The organism is Janthinobacterium sp. SUN100, assembly GCF_030397705.1.
GTDB lineage: Bacteria > Pseudomonadota > Gammaproteobacteria > Burkholderiales > Burkholderiaceae_D > Janthinobacterium > Janthinobacterium kumbetense.
This window is the reverse complement of the sequence record NZ_JAPUBU010000001.1, coordinates 1,364,012-1,383,765: the sequence shown is the minus strand read 5'-3', so window position 1 is coordinate 1,383,765 and position 19,754 is coordinate 1,364,012. Positions and strand designations below refer to the sequence as shown.

General features: G+C 66.7%; 17 protein-coding genes. 7 read left to right on the top strand and 10 right to left on the bottom strand.

What is annotated here, in order from left to right; translation table 11 throughout:
- Positions 1-7: 7 nt before the first annotated feature.
- Both O0881_RS05980 and O0881_RS05975 read right to left on the bottom strand, forming a co-directional pair.
- Positions 8-706, bottom strand: a complete 699-nt coding sequence (locus tag O0881_RS05980; RefSeq protein WP_289910578.1) for a YXWGXW repeat-containing protein — start codon at positions 704-706, stop codon at positions 8-10.
- 199 nt (positions 707-905) lie between these two features.
- Positions 906-1,142, bottom strand: a complete 237-nt coding sequence (locus O0881_RS05975) for a hypothetical protein (protein ID WP_099667411.1) — start codon at positions 1,140-1,142, stop codon at positions 906-908.
- A 322-nt stretch (positions 1,143-1,464) separates the two neighbouring features.
- Between O0881_RS05975 and O0881_RS05970 the strand changes: the two genes are divergently transcribed.
- The 5 genes from O0881_RS05970 (at position 1,465) to O0881_RS05950 (ending at position 8,294) form a co-directional block, all read left to right on the top strand.
- Positions 1,465-3,786, top strand: a complete 2,322-nt coding sequence (locus tag O0881_RS05970) for a hypothetical protein (protein WP_289910577.1) — start codon at positions 1,465-1,467, stop codon at positions 3,784-3,786.
- 19 nt (positions 3,787-3,805) lie between these two features.
- On the top strand, positions 3,806-6,133 hold the full coding sequence (locus O0881_RS05965) for an SUMF1/EgtB/PvdO family nonheme iron enzyme (RefSeq protein ID WP_289910576.1): 2,328 nt from the start codon (positions 3,806-3,808) through the stop codon (positions 6,131-6,133).
- 65 nt (positions 6,134-6,198) lie between these two features.
- Positions 6,199-6,918 (top strand): SIMPL domain-containing protein, encoded by a 720-nt coding sequence (locus O0881_RS05960; RefSeq protein WP_289910575.1) that lies wholly within the window; start codon positions 6,199-6,201, stop codon positions 6,916-6,918.
- A gap of 78 nt (positions 6,919-6,996) precedes the next feature.
- Positions 6,997-7,395: an OsmC family protein gene (locus O0881_RS05955; RefSeq protein WP_289910574.1), complete on the top strand. Its 399-nt coding sequence runs from the start codon at positions 6,997-6,999 to the stop codon at positions 7,393-7,395.
- Positions 7,392-8,294 (top strand): pirin family protein, encoded by a 903-nt coding sequence (locus O0881_RS05950; RefSeq protein ID WP_289910573.1) that lies wholly within the window; start codon positions 7,392-7,394, stop codon positions 8,292-8,294. The genes O0881_RS05955 and O0881_RS05950 overlap by 4 nt, the downstream gene beginning before the upstream one ends.
- A gap of 7 nt (positions 8,295-8,301) precedes the next feature.
- On the opposite strand, the gene O0881_RS05945 is transcribed toward O0881_RS05950, so the two are convergent.
- The 5 genes from O0881_RS05945 to O0881_RS05925 all read right to left on the bottom strand — a co-directional run bounded on the left by O0881_RS05945 (position 8,302) and on the right by O0881_RS05925 (position 15,174).
- A complete protein-coding gene (locus O0881_RS05945) occupies positions 8,302-10,779 on the bottom strand; it encodes a TonB-dependent receptor (protein ID WP_289910572.1) in 2,478 nt (825 codons plus the stop codon).
- 115 nt (positions 10,780-10,894) lie between these two features.
- Complete coding sequence (locus tag O0881_RS05940; protein WP_289910571.1) at positions 10,895-11,863, bottom strand: FecR domain-containing protein; 969 nt, start codon at positions 11,861-11,863, stop codon at positions 10,895-10,897.
- Entirely contained in the window at positions 11,863-12,381 is a 519-nt protein-coding gene (locus tag O0881_RS05935) for a sigma-70 family RNA polymerase sigma factor (RefSeq protein ID WP_289910570.1), read from the bottom strand. Before O0881_RS05935 ends, O0881_RS05940 begins: the two co-directional genes overlap by 1 nt.
- 105 nt (positions 12,382-12,486) lie before the next feature.
- Positions 12,487-13,089, bottom strand: a complete 603-nt coding sequence (locus O0881_RS05930; protein ID WP_289910569.1) for a metal-dependent hydrolase — start codon at positions 13,087-13,089, stop codon at positions 12,487-12,489.
- 486 nt (positions 13,090-13,575) lie between these two features.
- On the bottom strand, positions 13,576-15,174 hold the full coding sequence (locus O0881_RS05925) for an FHA domain-containing protein (protein ID WP_289910568.1): 1,599 nt from the start codon (positions 15,172-15,174) through the stop codon (positions 13,576-13,578).
- A gap of 345 nt (positions 15,175-15,519) precedes the next feature.
- Here O0881_RS05925 and O0881_RS05920 point away from each other — a divergent pair, with 345 nt between their 5' ends.
- On the top strand, positions 15,520-15,939 hold the full coding sequence (locus tag O0881_RS05920) for a DUF2177 family protein (RefSeq protein WP_099667419.1): 420 nt from the start codon (positions 15,520-15,522) through the stop codon (positions 15,937-15,939).
- On the opposite strand, the gene O0881_RS05915 is transcribed toward O0881_RS05920, so the two are convergent.
- From O0881_RS05915 to O0881_RS05905, 3 genes are all read right to left on the bottom strand, one after another.
- Positions 15,920-16,870 carry a protein phosphatase 2C domain-containing protein gene (locus tag O0881_RS05915; protein ID WP_289910567.1) on the bottom strand — a complete coding sequence of 317 codons (951 nt, stop codon included), beginning with the start codon at positions 16,868-16,870 and terminating at the stop codon, positions 15,920-15,922. The genes O0881_RS05920 and O0881_RS05915 overlap by 20 nt on opposite strands.
- 149 nt (positions 16,871-17,019) lie before the next feature.
- Positions 17,020-17,478: a glycine zipper domain-containing protein gene (locus O0881_RS05910; RefSeq protein ID WP_034783918.1), complete on the bottom strand. Its 459-nt coding sequence runs from the start codon at positions 17,476-17,478 to the stop codon at positions 17,020-17,022.
- Between the two features lie 120 nt (positions 17,479-17,598).
- Positions 17,599-18,129 carry a GNAT family protein gene (locus O0881_RS05905; protein WP_099378762.1) on the bottom strand — a complete coding sequence of 177 codons (531 nt, stop codon included), beginning with the start codon at positions 18,127-18,129 and terminating at the stop codon, positions 17,599-17,601.
- Between the two features lie 173 nt (positions 18,130-18,302).
- Here O0881_RS05905 and O0881_RS05900 point away from each other — a divergent pair, with 173 nt between their 5' ends.
- Positions 18,303-19,751, top strand: a complete 1,449-nt coding sequence (locus tag O0881_RS05900) for a M20/M25/M40 family metallo-hydrolase (protein ID WP_289910566.1) — start codon at positions 18,303-18,305, stop codon at positions 19,749-19,751.
- The last annotated feature ends 3 nt before the right edge of the window (positions 19,752-19,754 follow it).

Sequence of the window (19,754 nt, the reverse complement as noted above, 5' to 3'; positions counted from 1 at the left end):
CCGAGTATTAGCTGCGGTTCGGGTTGTCCGGACGCCGGTCGTCGCGGTTCGGCACGCCGTCATGGTCGTGGTCGTGGCGGTTGCCATTGTCGCGGTCATAGCGGTTGGGGATGCCGTCGCGGTCGCGGTCGCCGTTCGGGCCCCGTGGCGACCAGCGGCCTTGCTCCATCTGCCAGCGGCCGTCGCGCTGGTTCCAGGCGGGCGGCGCATACGCATAGCCGGGGCGTTCGGCGATCCATACGCCTGGCGTCCAGGCGTAGCGCTGGCTGCGCCATTCCCAGTGGCCGGGCGCCCAGATGTAGCCGTGGCGGGCGCGCGGGATGGCTTCGCGGCGCGGTGGCGGCGGGGCGATGCGGATCTCGTCGTAGCGCACGGGCTGCACTTGCGCGGCGACCCAGCCGCCACGGTCCAGGCGCCAGCGGTTGTTTTCCTGTATCCAGGCGGCGCGGCGGTACTGGTTGCCGCCCCGTTCGCGCAGCCATTCGCCATTGTTCCAGACATGGCGCTGGCCATCCCAGTTCCAGTAGCCGGGTGCCCAGACATAGCCGGCGCGCGGCGCTGGCACGCTTTCAAACCGTGGCGGAGGCGGGGCGTTGCCGACGACAATGCTGACGCCGAGCTGATTCTGGGCCATGGCCTGCGCGGGCAGGAAAGCCGCGGCGCTGATGGCAAGCATGGCTGCTGCGTAGAGTGTGATGGGTTTCATGGGTTGCTCCATTTCGGTGATTGCGTGAAATGGACTATAGGCGCTTGCCGGCGATTTTTCGCCTTTGATTCAACTTATTACAATTGACACAATGCTGTGTGTCCGTGTATCCGTTGCGGATACAAATCAGATGCCTATGGCGGCCTGGCGCGGCGACTGTCCGCAGTGCGCCAGGCGGCGTGGTGTCAGCATCGGCGGCTCACAGAGTGCTGGCGCTGGCGTTGCCCAGCAAGGCTTGCCGCTCCTCGATCAGCGAGATTTTCTTTTCCTGTTCCGTCAGGCGCTTGGCGCTGACCACCACGACGGGGATGGCGCCCGCTTGCGCCACATCGGCGGCCTTGGCGGCCGATGGCTGCATGAAGCTGGCATAGCTGGCACCGCAGGCGATGGCGACGGCGACGGTGAAGATGGCTTCCATGTTTTTCAAGGCTTTCATGATGTTTCCTTTCGGGTGGCGGGTGGGTATGCATGCACTGTAGCCAGGCGCGGGCCGCTGCGCCATGCGGATGCGACCAGCCGTGGTTTTGGCGGGATGGCCTGCAAAAAAACGGCGCTGAAATGCCTGCGCACGGGGCTGGCAAGCCGACTGCTTGAATTGAGGCCTAAATTGCCCTGTATCCGGGCATATGAATGTAATTGCCGCGTGGCATTATTTGACGCTGCACACTGCCGCGCGCGGCAAGTGCAGGGCCAGCTGTCCTGCTAGAATCGACATGGCGGCCCCGTCGCGTGGATAAAAATATCATCAGGAGTCACACATGTTCCAATTGTTTGGTTTTGGCGGCGCCCGCTGCCCGCGCTGCGAGCACAAGAACGGCGCTGCCGCCGGCTATTGCGCGCAATGCGGCTTGTCGCTGGGGGCACCCGACAGCGACGCGGTGCTGCATGCCAATCAATGGCATCTTGCTGATGGGCAACTGGCCCTGTTCTTCGGCGTGCGCGAACTGTCCTCGCTGTTCGGCAGCGCGGCGCGCCGCCTGCAGGTACCGGCCGAGTCGCGCGCCTGGATCGTGCAATCGGACGCTTTCACCTTGATACCGGCCGGCGACTACGACAGCGCTGCCTTCTTTGCGCGCCTGCCCGCGCTGCTGCCGGCGCGTCCGGCCGAAGTGCTGATCGCGCGCGCCGACGCCGTCAGCCTGGAATTCGACTTGCCCGGCCTGGCCAGCACGGAGTTGCTGAACGTCGCCGCGTCCCTGCGCGTGGACATCGCCCTGGGCCAGCCCGACGCGTTCGCGCGCCAGTTCATGCGCGCGCCGGGCGCCGTCACCCGCGCCCACCTGCACGCCTTGCTGCTGCCATCCGTGCGCCAGATCGCGCTGGAATTCATCGGCAGCCGCGCGCTGGGCGAGATGGACGCGAATGCGGACCTGCGCCCGGAATTGAACGAGCGCCTGCAATCGGCCTTGACGCAGCGCCTGGCGCCCAGCGGCCTGGCCGTGGCGCGCGTGGAAACCCTGGCGCTGCGCCACGACAAGCGCGAAGGCGACGCTGGCGCCAGCATCGGCACCCTGTGGCTGGGCGGCTTGCCGGCGCAGGAACTCGAGCAGCACAGCCTGGAACGCATGAAGCAGCTCGACCAGCTGTATGACGAGGAAGAGTGGCAGCGCATCCGCCGCGAGGAACTGGCGGCGCGCCATGCGCACCGCCGCGCCGAACTGACGCAGGATGCGACGGTGGAAAAGGCGGAGCTGAGCCACCAGGAAGCGGAGCGCCTGCAGGCGCTGCGCGGGCGCCAGATCGACCTGTATGGCCGCATCCTGGAAGCGAAATCGCGGCGCCAGGCGCTCGACCATGGCGCCGCGCTGGCGCTGGGCGAGCTGGAACAGGAACTGGCGCAGAAGGGCGCGCAGCGCGCCGACGAAACGGCCAGCTGGGAACACGTGCGGGCGCTGGCCGCCATCAAGATGCGCAGCGAGCTGGAATTGTCGCAGCTGCATGGGCGCGAACAGATCCAGCTGGCGCAGCAGCGCTTTACGCATCAGGTGCACTTGCAGTCGATCGCGCAGCAGGTGGAAAGCGCGCTGCTGATCGATGACGAAACGGGGCGCCGCACCCAACTGGCGCGCCTGCGCCAGGCGGAAGCGGATGCGGCCCAGCGCGAAGCGCAGCTGGAGGCGGAGCAGCACCAGGCCGCCTGGCAGGGCCTGATGCTGGCGAATGCGGCGCGCAAGCGCGAGGCGGAGCGGGTGCAGGAGTGGGAAGAGCAGATGCAGCTGGCGCGCCAGCGCGAATTGCTGCGCGCCGAGGCGCACAAGGATGAAGCGGCCCAGGTGCAGGCGGCGGAAATCGCGGGAAAAGTGGCAGCGCTGCGGCGCGGCGGCGCGCGCGAAGACGCCATCGCGCAGCAGGAAAAGCTGCTGCGCACCATCGAGGCCGACGGCGTGCACGCGCGCCAGCTGCAGCAGCAAGCGCAGCTGGCACAGCTCGACGCGCTGGCCATCGAGGAACAGCGCCAGCAACTGCGCCAGCTGGAACAGGAAGCGCAATGGCAGCGCGACTTGCTGGCCATGGCGCAGCAGCGCGAAAGTGATTACGCGCGCTGGAAGGGCGAGTACGAAGCCCTGCTGGCGCAGCAGGCGCATGCGGCCGAACTGGCGCGCATCGACATCGACCGCATCGAGAAAATCGGCTCCCTGAGCGACACGGGCAAGGTGGCCATGGCCGCCGGACAGAACGCGGCCGCGCTGGCGCAGGTGCTGAAAGTGCAGCTGCAGGCGGGCATGAGCGCCGAGCAGATCCACGCGCTGGCGGCGCTGGCGGCGGCCGAGAACAGCGTTTCTCCTGCCGAGGCACTGCGCATGGCGCAGGACAGCGCGGCGCAGGAGCGCAGCTACCAGGAAGGCCAGGCGGAACGCGAACGGCGCCAGCAGCTGGACTTGCTCAACCTGCAGAACGCGGCGCACGCGCATGGCCTGTCGGCGCAGGCGCAGCTGGGCGTGGCCGTGGCGCAGGCGCTGCAGCCAAGTGGCGGACCGGGCGCCGCTGCGCCGGCCCGCTGCAAGAACGGCCATGCGCAGCGCGCGGGCCATCCGGAAGATAAATTCTGCGCCGCCTGCGGCGTCGCCCTGCAGCCTTGATGGAAGCGTTTCACCCCAGATGATGCAAAAAGCACGAGACAAACTGCGGGAACTGCGCGCCCTCCACGACGACGGGCTGCTCAGCGAGCAGGAATTTGAACGCCGCAAGAACGCCATCCTCGACGCCGAGTACGCGCCGCCCGGCGCCGCACCCGTGGCCGCGCCGCTGCCCGTGCGCCAGGGGACGGAGCTGGGCTTCATGACGGGCCAGGAAATCGGCCCGCAAAACCGCCGCTACCGGCTCGAACGCCTGATCGGCACGGGCGGCATGGGGCAGGTGTGGCAAGCCACCGACCTGGCCACGCACGCGGAGCTGGGCAGCAGCGAAATGGTGGCGCTGAAGATCTTGCCGCCGCAGCTGACGCAAAGCGCCACGCACGCGAAACTGCTGATCGAGGAAGCGACCCAGGCGAGAAAACTCGCGCATGAAAACATCGTGCGCGTCTACGAGTGGGCGCAGGACCCGGCCACGGCCAGCTATTTCATCATCATGGAATGCCTCGATGGCGAAGACCTCGAACACTATCTGGGCCGCCAGGGCGCGCTGCCGCTGGCCGCCGTGCAGCAGCTGCTGCACCCGGTGGCCGAAGCCCTGGCGTATGCGTGGGAGAAGCACAAGCTGGTGCACCGCGATATCAAGCCGGGCAATGTCTTCCTGACGGCGAAGGGCGATGTCAAATTGCTCGACTACGGCATCGCGTCGCGCGTGCGCAATGCGGACAGCAGCCTGGCGCTGGAGATGCCGAATGCGGGCACGCACGGCTACCGGGCGCCCGAGGCCGGCGCCAACCAGCGCCAGCCCAGCCCGCGCCTGGACGTGTATGCCGTGGCCGTGATGATCTACCAGATGCTGGAAGGGCGCATGCCGTTCGACGACATGCGCAGCGCCAGCCACCTGCCGTCCGCGCCGCAGGCGCTCAACGCGCAGCAGTGGCAAGTGCTGCAGAACGGTTTTTCGCTGACGGCGGAATTGCGGCCGCTATCCGTGCAAGCCTTGCTCGAAGGGCTGGAGCGGGCTGCCGGGCCGTCGCCCGAAGAACTGGCGGAACAGGCGCGCCAGCAGCAGGCGCGCCTGGCAGAGCAACAGCAGCAGGCGGCGCTGGCGGCGGAACAGGCCCGCGAAGCGGCGCTCAAGGAGGCGCGTGCGCGCCAGGAAGAACTGGACCAGCGCCGCAAGGCGGAAATCCAGGCGGCCGCGCTGGAAAAGCAGCGGCAGGATAAACTGCGCCGCGAGCAGGAGGCGCAGCGCCATTTCGAAGCGGAAGAGGCGCGCAAGCTGCGCAAGGAAGCGCTGCGCGGCCAGCTGCGCGCGCGCCGCGAAGCCGATGCCGCCACGGCCTTGCAGGAACACCAGGAATTGCAGCGCAAGGCCATCGTCGCCAAGGCGGAGGCGGCGTATCGGGCCGAGCAGGAACGCGCGCGCCGCGAAGAGGCCAGCCGCGCCGCGACCGCCGCCATCCCAGCGCCGGCATCCGCGCCGGCGCCGGAACTGGAGCCGGAACACGCGGAACCGGTGGCCAATGCCGAAGGCATCTTGCGCGATGATTGGCTCGATGGCTCGGGACAGGGGCCGGAACTGGTGCTCATTCCCAGCGGCCGCTTCCAGATGGGCGCGCACGAGACGGAGCACAAGGCGGCCATCCAGGTCGGTTCGCAGCAGTCATGGCTGGACCGCGAAACGCCGCAGCACTGGGTCGGCATCGAGCGCCCGTTCGCGCTGGCCCGGCACCCCGTCAGCGTGGGCGAATGGCGCGCCTTCGTCAAGGCGACGGGATGGGCGGGCGGGTCGGAAACGGACTGGGATAATCCCGGCTTCGTGCAGAACGACCAGCACCCGGTGGTCGGCGTGAGCTGGAATGACGCGCAGTTGTACCTGGCGTGGCTGTGCGAGCGCACGGGCCGGCAGTACCGCCTGCCCAGCGAAGCGGAATGGGAATACGCGTGCCGCGCCGGCACGCGCACGGCGTTCAACGTGGGCGACACCATCAGCACCGAGCAAGCCAATTACGACGGCTTGTACGTGTACAACGGCGGCCCGCGCGGGGTGTACCGGGGCGGCACCACGCCCCTGGGTACCTTCGCGCCGAATTCCTGGGGCCTGTTCGACATGCACGGCAATGTGTGGGAATGGGTGCAGGACGTGGTGCACGACAATTACGAGGGCGCGCCCGTCGACGGCAGCGCGTGGGAAGAGGGCAGCGACAGCAGCCGGCGCATCCTGCGCGGCGGCTCCTGGCTGTATCACCCGCGCTATCTGCGCTCGGCCCTGCGCAACGGCTTTTCCACCGTGCTGTCGAACGACATCGTGGGCTTCCGGGTGGCGCGCACGCTGGACCAGGCCGGGTAGGCCGGGATTGCCATATTGATTATCTTGACGGATACTTCATGCACCTTAACCGTGCCGGAGTGTCCGTGTTCAAACGCCGCCTGCTGTCCATCGTGTTCGCCTGCCTGCCCATCGCCGCCCTGGCCGGCGATTTTCCCTCCTATCCCTTCATCCATGCGACGGGCACGGCGTACAGCTTGGTCATGCCGGATCTGGGCGAGATCGACTTCGACGTCAGCGTCTTCGACCCGGCGCCGGACGTGGCCACCGCGCTGGTCCAGACGCGCATCGCGGAAATCAGGGCGCTGCTGGTGGAGCAGGGCTTGCCCGAGGCGGCCGCCGGCATCGAGGTGCGCGACGTGCGCAAGGAAATCCGCAAGGGCGCGGAACAGGACCCGGCCAATCCGCAATACCTGATCAAGGCGAGCGTGCATGTCAACGTGGCGGATTTGTCGAAATGGCCCGCCGTCATGCGTCCGCTGCTGGCCATGCCCAACCTCGATGCGTTTGCCGTCACCTTCGGCGCCACGGAGCGCATCCGCCTGGAAGAGGAACTGGTGGGCGAAGCCGTCAAGGACGCGCAGCGCAAGGCCGATGCCATGGCGCGCGGCTTCGGCAAGCGCGCGGGCGCCGTGGCCGGCATCTCGTCTGACCAGCTGAAAAACCTGGGCAATGCCGTGGGCCTGGTGCCGTCCGACCGCTACAACCGCGCGAATAGCCGCCAGCGGCAAAATCCCGACGACATGCTGATGGTCACCAGCCTCAAAATGGCGCAGACGGTCGACGCCCTGTTCCGTATCAAATGACCAGGTAGCAGGGGCGCAGGCTGCGCAAAGCGGGCAAACGGTGTAAATTGTGGCTTTCCAAACGCACCAAGGAACGCCATGACCATCAAAGCCATCCGCGACCAGTCGCAACCCATGCGCCACATCGTGCACGTGCGCGACCACATCATTTCCGCCGACGCTTCGGTGGCGGAAGGGGGCGGCGATGCCGGCCCGTCGCCGCACGACCTGTATGACGCGGCCCTGTCGGCCTGCAAGGCGCTCACCGTCGTCTGGTACGCCAAACACAAGGGCATCCCGCTGGAACACGTGGAAGTGTCGACCGAGCGCGATGCCAGCGAAGAGCGCAGGGGCGTGTACCGCCTGGCCGCCACCCTGCACCTGACGGGTGAGCTGACGGATGTGCAGCGCGAGGAATTGCTGGCCGCGGCCGGCAAATGCCCGCTGCATAAATTGATGACGGCGGTGACCACCGAAGTGACGACGGTGCTGGCATGAGCGCGGCCATCCTGAAAAGCCACGAAAAAGACCTGGGCGGCGGCTTTGTCGTGCGGCGCCTGCTGCCTTCGGCAGTAAAACAGGCCGTCGGCCCCTTCATTTTCTTTGACCATTTCGGCCCCATCGACGTGGCGCCCGACGCCAACCACGACGTGCGTCCCCACCCGCACATCGGCCTGGCCACCGTCACCTATCTGTTCGAGGGCGCGATCGACCACCGCGACAGCATCGGTTCGTACCAGCGCATCGAACCGGGCGCCATCAACTGGATGACGGCCGGGCGCGGCATCGTGCATTCGGAACGCACGCCGCACGACCTGGCGGGCCAGCCGCACCGCACGCACGGCTTGCAACTGTGGGCGGCGCTGCCGAAGGCGCACGAGGAAGACGAACCGAGTTTCACGCACACGCCGCAGGCCGACATTCCCGTCGTGCCGCTCGATGGCGCCGTGGTGAAGGTCTTGATCGGCACCGCGTTTGGCCAGACTTCGCCCGTGCGCACCTACATGCAGACGCTGTACCTGGACGTGGCGCTGGAGGCAGGCAAGGAGCTGCGGCTGGACGGCTTGCCGGCGGAAGCGGCGATTTACCCGATCAGCGGGGACGTGCTGCTCGATGGCGTGGCGCTGGTGCCGCACACCATGGCCTTGCTGGAAGCGGGCGCCGTGCGAGCGGGCGCCGTACCGGTGGTGACGGCGGGCAGCGGCCCGGTGCAGTTCGTCGTCATCGGCGGCGAGCCGCTGGACGGCCACCGCTTCCTGTTCTGGAATTTCGTCTCGTCGAGCAAGGAACGCCTGTCGCAGGCAGCCGACGACTGGAGCGCCCAGCGCATGGGACAGGTGCCGGGCGAGACGGAATTCATCCCGTTGCCGAAGGCGCCCCTGCGCCCGGCGACCTGAGTCCCCCTTAGAAACGCGCGCGCAAGGTCAGTTGCGCCTTGCGCGGCTCGCCGTAGAAATTGCCCCACGCAGGTGCGCTCACCGTCTGGTAGTAGCGTTTGTCGAGCACGTTCGTCACGGACAGCGACGCCGTCCAGTTACGGTCGATCTGGTAGGCGGCGCGCGCGCTCCACAAGGCGTACGCGCCTTGCGCCACCTTCACGTCGCGCGTGGTGCGCGAGCTCTCCGTCTGGAAGTTCACGCCGCCGCCCACGCTCCACTTCTGCAGGGCGCCGGGCAGGCGGTAGTCGCTCCACGCGCGCAGCATGTGGCGCGGCGAGTAGGTGCTGGCGAACATCACGCCCGCATTCGACGTCTGCTCCAGGTACTTGAAGTTGTTCAGGGTATAGCCGGCGAACAGTTGCCAGCCCGGCGCCACCTCGCCGCTGATTTCCGCATCGACGCCTTCGCTGCGCACCTTGCCCGTCGAGAAATAGCATTCCGTGCCGGACGAGCAGGTATTCACCAGGTCGAGTTCCGCGCGGTTGCGCTGCTCGATGCGGAACAGCGCCAGCGAGGTATTCACCTTGCCGTCGAACAGTTCGCCTTTCACGCCCACTTCCAGGTTGCGGCCCTTGAGCGGGTCGAGCAGGGCGCCATCGGCCGTGCGCTGGTTCTGCGGCTGGAAGATGTCGGAGATGCTGGCATAGCCGGACCAGCGCGGGTCGAATGCGTAGATCACGCCGCCATACGGCGTGACGACGCCGTTTTCACGGTAGGGGTCGATATACACTTCGCCCGTGTCGCGGTACACGCTGCTCGACTTGTAGTTCGACACGCGCGCGCCGGCTACCACGGTGAGCGGATCGCTGACGCTGAAACGGGCCACGCCGTAGGCGCCCGTCTGCGTCATGCTCGTCACGCTGGGATCGCCGCGGTAGCTGTTTGCACGGAACCAGGCGTCGCTGGGTTCGGCCACGCCGTGGTTCGGCTGCAGCGGGTTGTTCGGCTGCTGCAGCAGGGCCAGGCTGTAATCGCTGTCGCTTTCCAGGCGGTTCGTGCTGATGCCGGCGCTGAAGCCGTGGCGCCGGCCGAAGGCGTTGAACTTGCCATCGAGCGACAGGTCGATGCCCTTGTTGGTGCTGCCGTAGTCGAACACGCCGCCGTACATCATCATGCCGGCCAGGGTGGCGGGATCGATCGCGCCCTGGCTGAACATGTATTTCACGTCATGCCGCTCGCGCGTGTAGTTGGCGCTGGCCTTGAACAGCCAGTCGGCGTCGAAGCGGTGCTCGAATTCGGCGAAGACGGCCGTCTGCTTGCTATTCCAGCGGTTCCAGTCGGCGCCCAGGAAGGTGGAACGGGGCAGGTGCGGGTCGCTGCCATCGCGGTAGCGCGGCATGCCGGAAAAGAACGGCGTCGCGTGCAGTTTTTCGTAGCTGGCGCCCGTCGTCAGCTTGCTGCCCGGCGCCAGGTCGAATTCCAGCACGCCATACAGCACGTCCGTGCGGCTGTCGGCCACGTCATAAAAATAATCGCGCTGGTCATGCGCGGCCACGGCGCGGCCGCGGATGCTGCCCGACTCGTTCAAGGGGCCGGTGACATCGACTTCGCCGCGCACGTCATTCCAGCGTCCCGCGCTGAGTGCCAGCTGCACCTGCTTTTCCGCCAGTGGGCGCTTGCGCACCATGTTGATGGCGGCGCCCGGCGAACCCGTGCCCTGCAGCAGTCCCGTGGCGCCGCGTACGATTTCCACCCGGTCCAGCATGGCCGTATTGCTGGTAAAGCTGTTCGCCTGCGGGTAAAACATGGCGCGGTTGACGCCGTCGAACTGGTACGTTTCGACCATGAAGCCGCGCGAATACACGTAGCGCCCGCCCATGGGGCTGTCGTACATGGTGATGCCGGTGGTATTGGCCAGCACGGCGTCGATGGTATTGAGGTTCTGGTCGTCCATCTTTTGCCGCGTGACGACGCTGACGGATTGCGGAATCTCGCGCAGGGTTTGCACGCCCTTGCCGACGGTGACGGCGCGCGCCGCGTACGAGTTGCTGTGTTCACTGACGGGATCGCGCTCCATGCTGGCGCTGACCGTCACGGGCGCCATGGTCTTTTCCGCGCCGGCCGCCGAGGCGGAAGGCACGGCCGCCAGGCGCAGCACATAGGCGCCGTTCGGCAGCTGCACGGCTTCCATGCCGCTGCCGGCCAGCACCTGGGCAAACCCCTGCGTGATGTTGAAGCTGCCGCGCACGCCGGGCGAGCGCAGTCCCCGCGTCTGCGCGGGATCGGTCGACAGGCTGACGCCGGCGGCGACGGCGAAGTCGTTCAGGGCAGTGGCCAGCGGGCCGGCTGGCACGGCGTAGGCTTGCGGCGCCGTGGCGGCGGCCTGGCCTTGCGCCAGGGCGGGCGCGGCGATGAAGGCGGCGGGGGCGGCGCAAGCCATGGCGAGGACGGCCAGGCGGATGGCGCGCGCGGCGGGATGGAGGACAGGGGTGGTCAGCTGCATGCTCGGTCTTTCTGCTCAGAGGGATAAGAAAATGGCCAATGAATCGGCTTCTTACTTGTCAAGCCGAAGCAGCGCATCGAAACACCAACCCCAAACGCAAAAAAACTGAAAATATTTATGCCGGCCGGGCCGATACCGTGGCCCAGTAGCGCGTGAAGTACGTCACTTGCAGCCCGTGCGAGGCGCACAGGCTTTCCAGCACGGCGTCGATATCGTCGAGGCGGTAGGTGCCCGTGACGGGGCGCAGCGCCACGGCGGCATCGCAGGCGAGACGCCCGCGCCGGTAGCGCGCCAGCTCCTGCACCAGCTGTTGCAGCGGCCAGTCGGCGGCCACCAGCATGCCGCGCAGCCAGCTATCCTGGTGCGCGGGCATGCTCAATACCTCATCCGCGCCGGTGGCGCCGAAGCGCAGCTGCTGCCCCGCCTCCAGGCGGCGCACGGCGTCCGGACGCGCCGCGCAGCGCACTTCCACGGCGTGCTCGAAGACGCTGACGGTGCTGCCATCGTCGTCGCAGCGTATGCCGAAGCGCGTGCCCAGCGCGCGGATCACGCCGTGCGGCGTGTCGACGAGGAAGGGGCGCGGGTCGGGCGCCGTCGTGATCATGATTTCGCCACGGTGCAGGCGGATGCGGCGGTGCGTGGCGCTGTAAGCGACATCCAGGGCGCTGGCCGTATTCATCTCCAGGCGCCCGCCATCAGCCAGCGTCACGTGGCGGCGCTGGCCCGGCGCCGTGCGCAGGGACGCCGTCAGGGCTTGCCATGGGCCGGATTGCAAGCCCGCCTGGCCCAACGCGATGCCGCCGCCGGCCGCCACCAGCAGGGCGAGTATCTTGGCGGCCGCGCGCCGGCGCTGCTGCGCCGCCTGCAGCGCCGGCATCGCCAGCGCTGCCGGTATCGCGCCCAGCTGGCCGTCCATGCGCCGCAGCAGGTCCCAGGCCCGTTCATGCTCGGCGCTGGCGTCGCGCCATGCCTGCAGGGCGGCCGGGTCGGCGCTGCCGCACAGGAGTTCCACATGCCAGTGGGCGGCGGCGGCCAGCACCTTGCGGGCGATGGGGGCGGAAGGTGAGGTCGCGGTGCCGAACATCAGGCGGCCGCCAGCATCAGGCATTCCGTGTAGGCGCGCACCAGGTGTTTTTTCACGGTCGGCAGCGAGATGCCGAGGCGCCGGCTGATGTCCACGTAGCTGAGTTCTTCGATTTGCGCCAGCAGGAAGATGGCCCGCGTGCGCGCTCCCAGGCCGTCAAGCAGGCGGTCGACGGCGAGCAGGGTTTCGATGATGATGGCGTGCGTTTCGGCGCACATCGATGCTGGCTCGGCTTGCTGCGCCAGCGCTTCCAGGTAGGCCTGCTCCAGCGCCTGGCGGCGGTAGCGGTCGATCAGCAAGCCGCGCGCGATCGTCGCCAGGTAGCCGCGCGGTTCGCGCAGGGGCGCCAGCGGTGTCACCTCGCGCTTGCCCAGCAGGCGCAAAAAGGTGTCCTGCGCCAGGTCGGCCGCTTCGGCGCGGTTGCCCAGCTTGCCGCGCAGCCAGCCATACAGCCAGCCGTGGTGCTCGCAGTACAGGGTGCTCAGGTGGTTGGCATGGACGGGACTGACGGTGCTCACTGCGTTCTCCAGACAAGGGAAGGGCTGGGCTGACGGAACGCGGGGTGCCGGCTGGCTGGGCTGTTTGAGAATGATACTCATTATCACATTGCCACGCCGCCTGCGTCAATTGGCGTCGCCGCCCAGGCGCCAGCGCAGCTGCCATTGTTGCAGATTTGCCCAGGCCGTCTGCAGTGCCCCAGCGGACCAGTGCAGCAGGCCCTCAAGCGCCAGCACGGTGCGGCGCAGGTGGATGCCGTCGAAAAACACGTGGTCGGCCACGACGGTGGCGGCCAGCCAGGCGGCGATGATGACGATGATGTCGTGGCGGCCGCTTTTCCACCAGCGCAGCGAGTGGCGGCGGAAGATCCACGGCACGCCCAGCGGATTGGGCCAGTCGGCCAGCAAATGCATGATGCCGCCGGCCGCAAAGCCGAACAGGGGCGGCGCCCACAGGTGGTGCGGCAATTGCAGGTACGTGTAGACGAGCAGGGCGATCCACGCCAAGCCCCAGTGCGTCCACGTGCGGTGCGTGATCCACAGCCGGTGCGTGCGTGCCCACCAGGCCACTTCCAGCCAGTCCGGCGCCGTACCGCCCAGCGCGCCCATGACAAAGGCGAGCATGCTCAGCACTTGATAGGGGCCGCCGGCGCCAGCGTGCGCGACCAGGGCCGCGGCGATCACGCCGGCAGCCCAACCGGTCGCGTGATGCGCTTTGTTGGAAGCCATAGGAAATGTAAAACGCCGTGCGGGCGCTGTATGAAGTGCAGGGAAATATTAACTGGATGAATATACAGTATGCAAGGGCGGGAAGGGGTGCTATTTGCAGAATATCTGCGATTGAATTGTTAAATTGTGTGTCGGAATAGCCTGGCCAGCGAACTCGGCAACTCATGCCGACCGGTCAAGTATGTTGTGTAGATGATAATGCAATCGGCGCAGGGCGCGCTATGCTGAAAGCAGTCCTGCGTTTTGAAGAGGTTTCGCCATGAAAATTCCACGCGAATTACAGATTCCCGCCATCGTGTTCACGCTGGAAGCGGTGTTCATACTCGGCCTGTCGATGATTTTTCTCGTGCTGGTGCCACGCTAGCGTCCGAAAAAAGGCCATAGCTGCGTTGCACTGCCTTGCCGTACATTCGTACTGTCTTCGGCAGCGCGCCTTGCTCTGACCATTTTTCAGACGCTAGCGGTCAGGTGGCGGGAGGCGTTGTATCAGGCAGTTTGCATGGTGCTATCGCACAGGGCCGCGGCTTCGGTGCGGATGATCCAGCATTCCGGATACGGTTCGCTGGCGAAGCGGTTGTGCCGCGCGAAGCCGCTGAGCTTGTCGAGCGCGGTGGCGGGCGCCAGCGCGGTTTCCTTGCCGCTGGCCGTGTCCAGGTGCCAGAAACCGCCGTTGCGGTGGAATAGCACGGGCAGGCAGCTGGCTTGCGGCGTGGCAAGGTGGCTGGCCGGCGCAGGCTGGGCTTCCGGCAGCAGCAGGTAAAAACACTCGGCGCGGGCGCCGTGGTCGATGCGGTGCAGGATCACGCCGTGCGCGAGCAGTGCCGTGACGCTGAGCACGACGATGCCCTTGATGCTGGCAGACAATTCGATGCGCATGCCCAGGCGCAGGGCGACGGGCTTGTGCTTGCCGGGCCACACGCCATCGAGCAGCACGCCGTAACGCGACACGTCCTCGATTTCAAAGCCTTGCTGGCCGCGCCGGATGATGGCGTGGCGGCCCGACAGGCGGCGCGTCAAGCCATTGTTGTCCTGGCCGTCGGGGCTGAAATGGCTGAGCAGCACATCGGCTTCCGGGTCCACCAGCTCAAAACGCCCCAGCATGCATTCTTCCAGCGCGAACAGGCGGATCTGGCGCTGTTCGCCCGCTTCCGGCGCCGCATTGACGAGGCAGGCGGCCTGGCTCGGGTGCGGATGGCAGTGGCTGGCGGCGGGCAGGTCGACCTCGATCAATTCCTCGTCCCAGGCGATAGTGGTAAAACCCATGTCGATCTTGCCCTGCGGCGCAGACAGATCCACATGGGCGATGCCGGCATTGCGCGCCGTCACGTCGAGGTTGCAGCCGTCGCCACCCGTCACGCGGGCGATCGAGGCGTCGTCGGCCATCACGCGCACATTCTTGTGCGTGCTGAGGAAGATCTGATGGATTTCCGTCAGGGTCGCGTCGCGGCGCGGCACGAGGATGACAAAGGTGCACACCCATTTCTGCGCCACGGCGCCATCGACGTGGCTGTGCACCTCGACTTCGATCTGGTATTGCCCGTGTTCCTTGTTGCGTGAGGAAAACTCGACAATCACGGGACGCCAGTCGCCGCGCGTGGTGCGCACGAAATCATGCTGCACCTGGCCGCGGGGGATCAGGTCCGAGCGCAGGCGCAAGGTCAGCTGCGGCGCGCAGGCGGCGCTCATGCCGCGCAATTCCATCTTCAGGGTTTGCCGTCCGCCTGCCGCGCGGGGATCGAAGCCGCTGATGTGCAGGTGGGCTTGCACGGGCTGGTAGGCGGCGTGGGCGGCGGCGGTAACGACGGCAGGCGAGGCCGCTGGCGTGGAGGCCGGCATAGTCGCAGGAATGCGGGTGGGCAGCGCTGGCGCGGTTGTGCCCGTCAGCGGTGCGGTAACAGCGTCAGCAGCAGGGGCGTGCGGAAGCGCCGTTGCCGATGGCTCGGAACGGGCGCTGCGCAGTGCGGTCAACAGGTCGTAGCTGCTGGGGGCAGTCGTCGCTTGCGGGTGGTTGCCCGCGCAGACTGTTTCCCCAGGCAAGACCCAGAACGTACAGTGCGGGTGCTCCGGGTTGCTGCATTTTTTCATGACATTCTGACTCGAATCGAGCGGGGACATTTTGCCCTCTGTTATACATGAGAGCTTACGCGCTTTTGCGCTTGCTTGGCAACTTTCACGGCAGCGGAATGCGCTCTTTTTGTCCAAATTCATGTCCCTGGTCACACCTCGCAATACATGTCATGGAAACTATTGCTCAAAAACACATTTTATATCTTTCTGGATATGTTATTTTGATATTGTATGGACAGGTTTTCCAGCCATGCGTGTGGACGCCGGTCGCGCATGGTGATGCCTGCGGCAAGAGCTGGAAGGCGTTTTGTATTATGCTGGCACAGCCGTTCCCCCGATGCCGCCCGACTTCGAAAGACGACCATGCCTGCCCAACGCCCGCTCCAGCTTGCCATAGCCTATGGCGCCACCCTGTGCGTATTCCTGGCCATCGATGCCCTGTGGCTGGCGGTGCTGATGAAGCCGGTGTACGCCGCAGCGCTGGGGCCGCTGCTGGCGGAGTCTCCCCGCTGGGCGCCGGCGACGCTGTTTTATCTGCTGTACGTGGCGGGATTGCTGGTTTTCGCCATTTTGCCGGGCTTGCGCGCGCGCCGCGGGCGCACGGCGGCAGTGCTGGGCGCGCTGCTGGGCCTGCTGGCCTACGGCACCTATGATTTGAGCAACTATGCGACCTTGCGCGACTGGCCGCTGGCCTTGACGGCGATCGACATGGCCTGGGGCGCCGTGCTGTCGTCCGTGTCGGCGACGGCCGGCTACCTGGCCGCTAGCCGGCTGGGGCGGTGAATTCCGCATCGAAGCGCAGCGCCAGCACGGTAATGTTGTCGCTATGCAAGCCTTTGGGTGGATGCGAGAGGAAGTCGTCGAACAGGGCGCTGACGGCCTGTGCCGCAGTCTTGCCGGCGCACAAGGCGGGCCAGCGGGCCGTGAGGGCCAGCGGGTCCTCGCAGGCCCAGAAGCCGTCGCTGGCCAGCAGATAGTGGGCGCCGGGGCGCACGCGCAGCACGCGGCGGTCGCCCAGGTGTGCGAGGAAGGGCGGCAAGATGGCCGCATCGAGGCCGCGCAAAGGCTTGTCGAGCTGCAAGCTGTCGCCGATGGCATTGCCTAAAATGAATGCCTGCGAGATTTGCGGGTGGTGTTCGCCGTGCACGGCGGCACGCCAGCGCGCCTCGTCGAGCGCGCCGCGCATGGCGTACACGGTGGCCGGCACGTGGTCCACGGTGAGGATGTTGGCTGTCCCGTCGGCAATTTCGTACAGGCGCGAATCGCCCACGTGATACAGCAGCGGCGCTTCGCCGGGCGGCACTTCCAGCAGGGTCAGGGTGGTGCCGGGCGGACGCGCCTGGACTGGCGCGGCCTCGGCAAAACTGTCCTGCAGCCGCGTGTGCAGCGCGTCGAGCCTGGCCGCCAGGCTGGCCGTGTCAAGGCAGGCGGGCATGGCCAGCAAGCCTTGCACGGCCGCTTCCGCCGCTTCGCGCCCGTGGCCGTGGCCGCCCATGCCGTCGAGCACGGCAGCGCGCACGTGGCCGCGCGGCCAGCCCGGCACCTGGCAGTGGAACGGCGCCTGCCGCGACAGGCAGACGGCGTGGCCGCTGGCATCGATCAGCAGGAAATTGTCCTGGTTTTCGCGGCGCGGCAGGGGGCCGGCGCCCACGCTGGTGCCGGCGGCGGCGTCGAGCCAGGGGCCGAAATCGAGCTCGTCTTTGATTAAATGCATCGGTTGGTGCGGTCCAGGCGGCCAGCAATGTTGATCATAGGACACAGCTTAGCCGATATTGTGCAGGGGCGATACCTTGCCTTTCACGCAAAAAAACCCGCGGCAGCAGGCTGGCGCAGGTTTTTCATGGTGCAGGTGCAGGGCGCTGCTTAACGGCGATGGCCCCAGCCGTGACCGCGGCCATGGTCATGGTAGTCTCCGCGGTCATAGTAGTCGCGGCGGCCATGGTCGCGGTAGTAGCCGCGGCCCGGTTGCACGTAGACGACAGCCGGCGGGCCGTAGTAGCGCGGTGGCGGGGCGTAATACACGGGCTGCGGGGCAGGGGCGTAGTACACGGGCTGCGGCGCCGGCGCATAATAGGTTTCGCGGTAACCGCCGCGATAGCCGCCACGGTCGTAATAACGGTCATTCGTGCTGATGCTGTTGCCGACGGCGGCGCCAAGCACGCCACCGACGATCGCGCCATTGCGGCCGCCGGTGCTGTTGCCAATGGCCGCTCCGACAACGGCGCCTGCAACGGTATTGAAGTCGCGGTCACCGGCGACTGCGGCCGAAGACACAGCCACTGCCGCTACCATTACCGCACCCAGGAGTTTCTTGTTCAACATGGCATTTCCTTCCATTCCGGCGAGATCACAATGATCTGCATGGACTGGACTATATCTGCTGTCGCAACCGTGTTCCATGTCTAATACAACTTATTACAATCCTGCCCCAGCCGTAACAAGTCAGCGCAGGCGCGCCTGCCATTCGGGACGCAGCAGGCTGTACATTTTGACATCGCGCATCACGCCATTGATAAAGAAGGCCTGGCGCAGCAAGCCTTCCTGGGTAAAGCCGTTCTTTTGCGCGATGCGCTCGGAACCGATGTTCAGCGGGTCCATCAGCAGCTCCAGCCGGTGATACGGATAGGCGTTGAACAGGTAGTCGACCAGCAGGCGCGTCGCTTCGCTGATGTAGCCGCGTCCATCCCGCTGCCGGTCGAACAGGCGGTAGCCGATCTCGCGCGAGGCTGGCGTGCGGCTCTTGAAGTGCGTGATCGTGCCGATGATGTGCTGGGCGTGATCTTCGATGAGGAACAATTCGCTGTCCTCGGTCACGAAGCCCGATTGCAGGAAGTCGCGACGCATGGCTTCGGGCGACTTGAATTGCATCGAGAAAAACTCGCCGCGCGAGGGCAGGTCGTTGACGAGGGAAATATAGGTATTCAGGTCGGCGGCCTGCAAATGCCGGACGGTACAGAGTGTTCCCTTGAGCATGGCGGTTTCCGGTAGCGATCACGATTCTGATGGTAATCGACTATGGGGGGCGAGGCAATCGATCCCGTAAAAGTTGCTGCAATGACAGAATAAATACGCTATCGTAGAAAAAGTCGCGCCTTGCCCATGGCCACGGCGTACCCGCTTCGACCTCGTTGACTGGATTTGAACACATGCATAGCATCCTGACTGGCGCGCCATTGCGCCGTTCCGCCATATCCCTTGCCCTTGGCTGCATCGTCAGCGCCGGCGCCTTTGCCGCCGCGCCGGGCAATGCGCCGCAAGCGCTGGCGCAGGTGCGCGACACCGCGCTGCAAAGCGACTGGGCGTACGCCCGCCTGGCCGACATGACGGATCTGATCGGCCCGCGCCTGTCCGGTTCCGCCGGCGCGGCCGCCGCCGTGCAGCAGGTGGCCGACACCATGCGCCGGCTGGGCGCGACCGTCACCTTGCAGCCCGTGAAAGTGCCGCACTGGGTGCGCGGCGTGGAAACGGCGGAAATCGTCGATTACGCGGGGCGTCCGCAAGGCGTGTCGCAGCGCGTGGTGCTCACCGCCCTGGGCGGCTCCGGCGCCACGCCGGCCGCCGGCCTGACGGCGCCCGTGATCATCGTCAGGAGCCTGGATGAGCTCAAGGCCCGCGCGGCGGAAGTGAAGGGCGCCATCGTCCTGATCGACACGCCGTTCGACCAGGAGATGGCCGAGCGCGGCCTGGCCGGCGTCACCTATGGCCAGGGTTCGCGCGCGCGCTTCCTCGGGCCGAAGGCTGCGGCCGACCTGGGCGCGGCTGCCGCGCTGGTGCGCTCGGTGGGCGGCGCCGATTTCCGCATCCCGCACGCGGGCGCCACGGGCCTGGACGAGAATAAACGCATTCCCGCCGCCGCCGTCACCGTGGAAGACGCCTTGCTGATGGGCCGCCTGGCCGCGCGCGGCCCCCTGAAAATGCACCTGACCCTGACGCCGCAAAACCTGCCGGAAGCGGACAGCTACAACGTCATCGCCGACTGGCCGGGCACGGACAAGGCCGACGAAGTGGTGGTGGTTTCGGGCCACCTCGATTCCTGGGACCTGGCGACGGGCGCGCACGACGACGGCGCCGGCGTCGTGGCAGCCATGGGCGTGGTGGAAACCCTGAAAAAGCTCGACTATCGTCCGCGCCGCACCATCCGCGTGATCGCCTGGATGAACGAGGAAAACGGCGGGCGCGGCGGCCAGGCCTATTTCGAGGCCCACAAGCAGGCGCTCGGTAAACAATACGCGGCCATCGAGATGGATAGCGGCGCCGGCCGCCCGTTCGGCATCCTCGCCAGCGTGGGGCCGAAGTCGGAAAAACTGTTCGCGCCCCTGCGCGCGGCCCTGTTGCCGATGGGCGCGCACGCCTTCACGCGCCGCGACGCGCTGGGCACGGGCGATTTGCACCGCCTGGAAACGGGCGGCGTACCGAGTTTCGAGCCGCTGGTGGACAGCCACAGTTACTTTCACTACCACCACACGGCGGCCGACACGCTGGACAAGGTCGACCCGGAAAACCTGAAGCGCAACGTGGCGCTGATGTCGTCGCTGGCCTGGTTCCTGGCCAATATCGACGGCGAGATCGGCCGCGCGCCGGAGCAGGGCGAGTAAGCG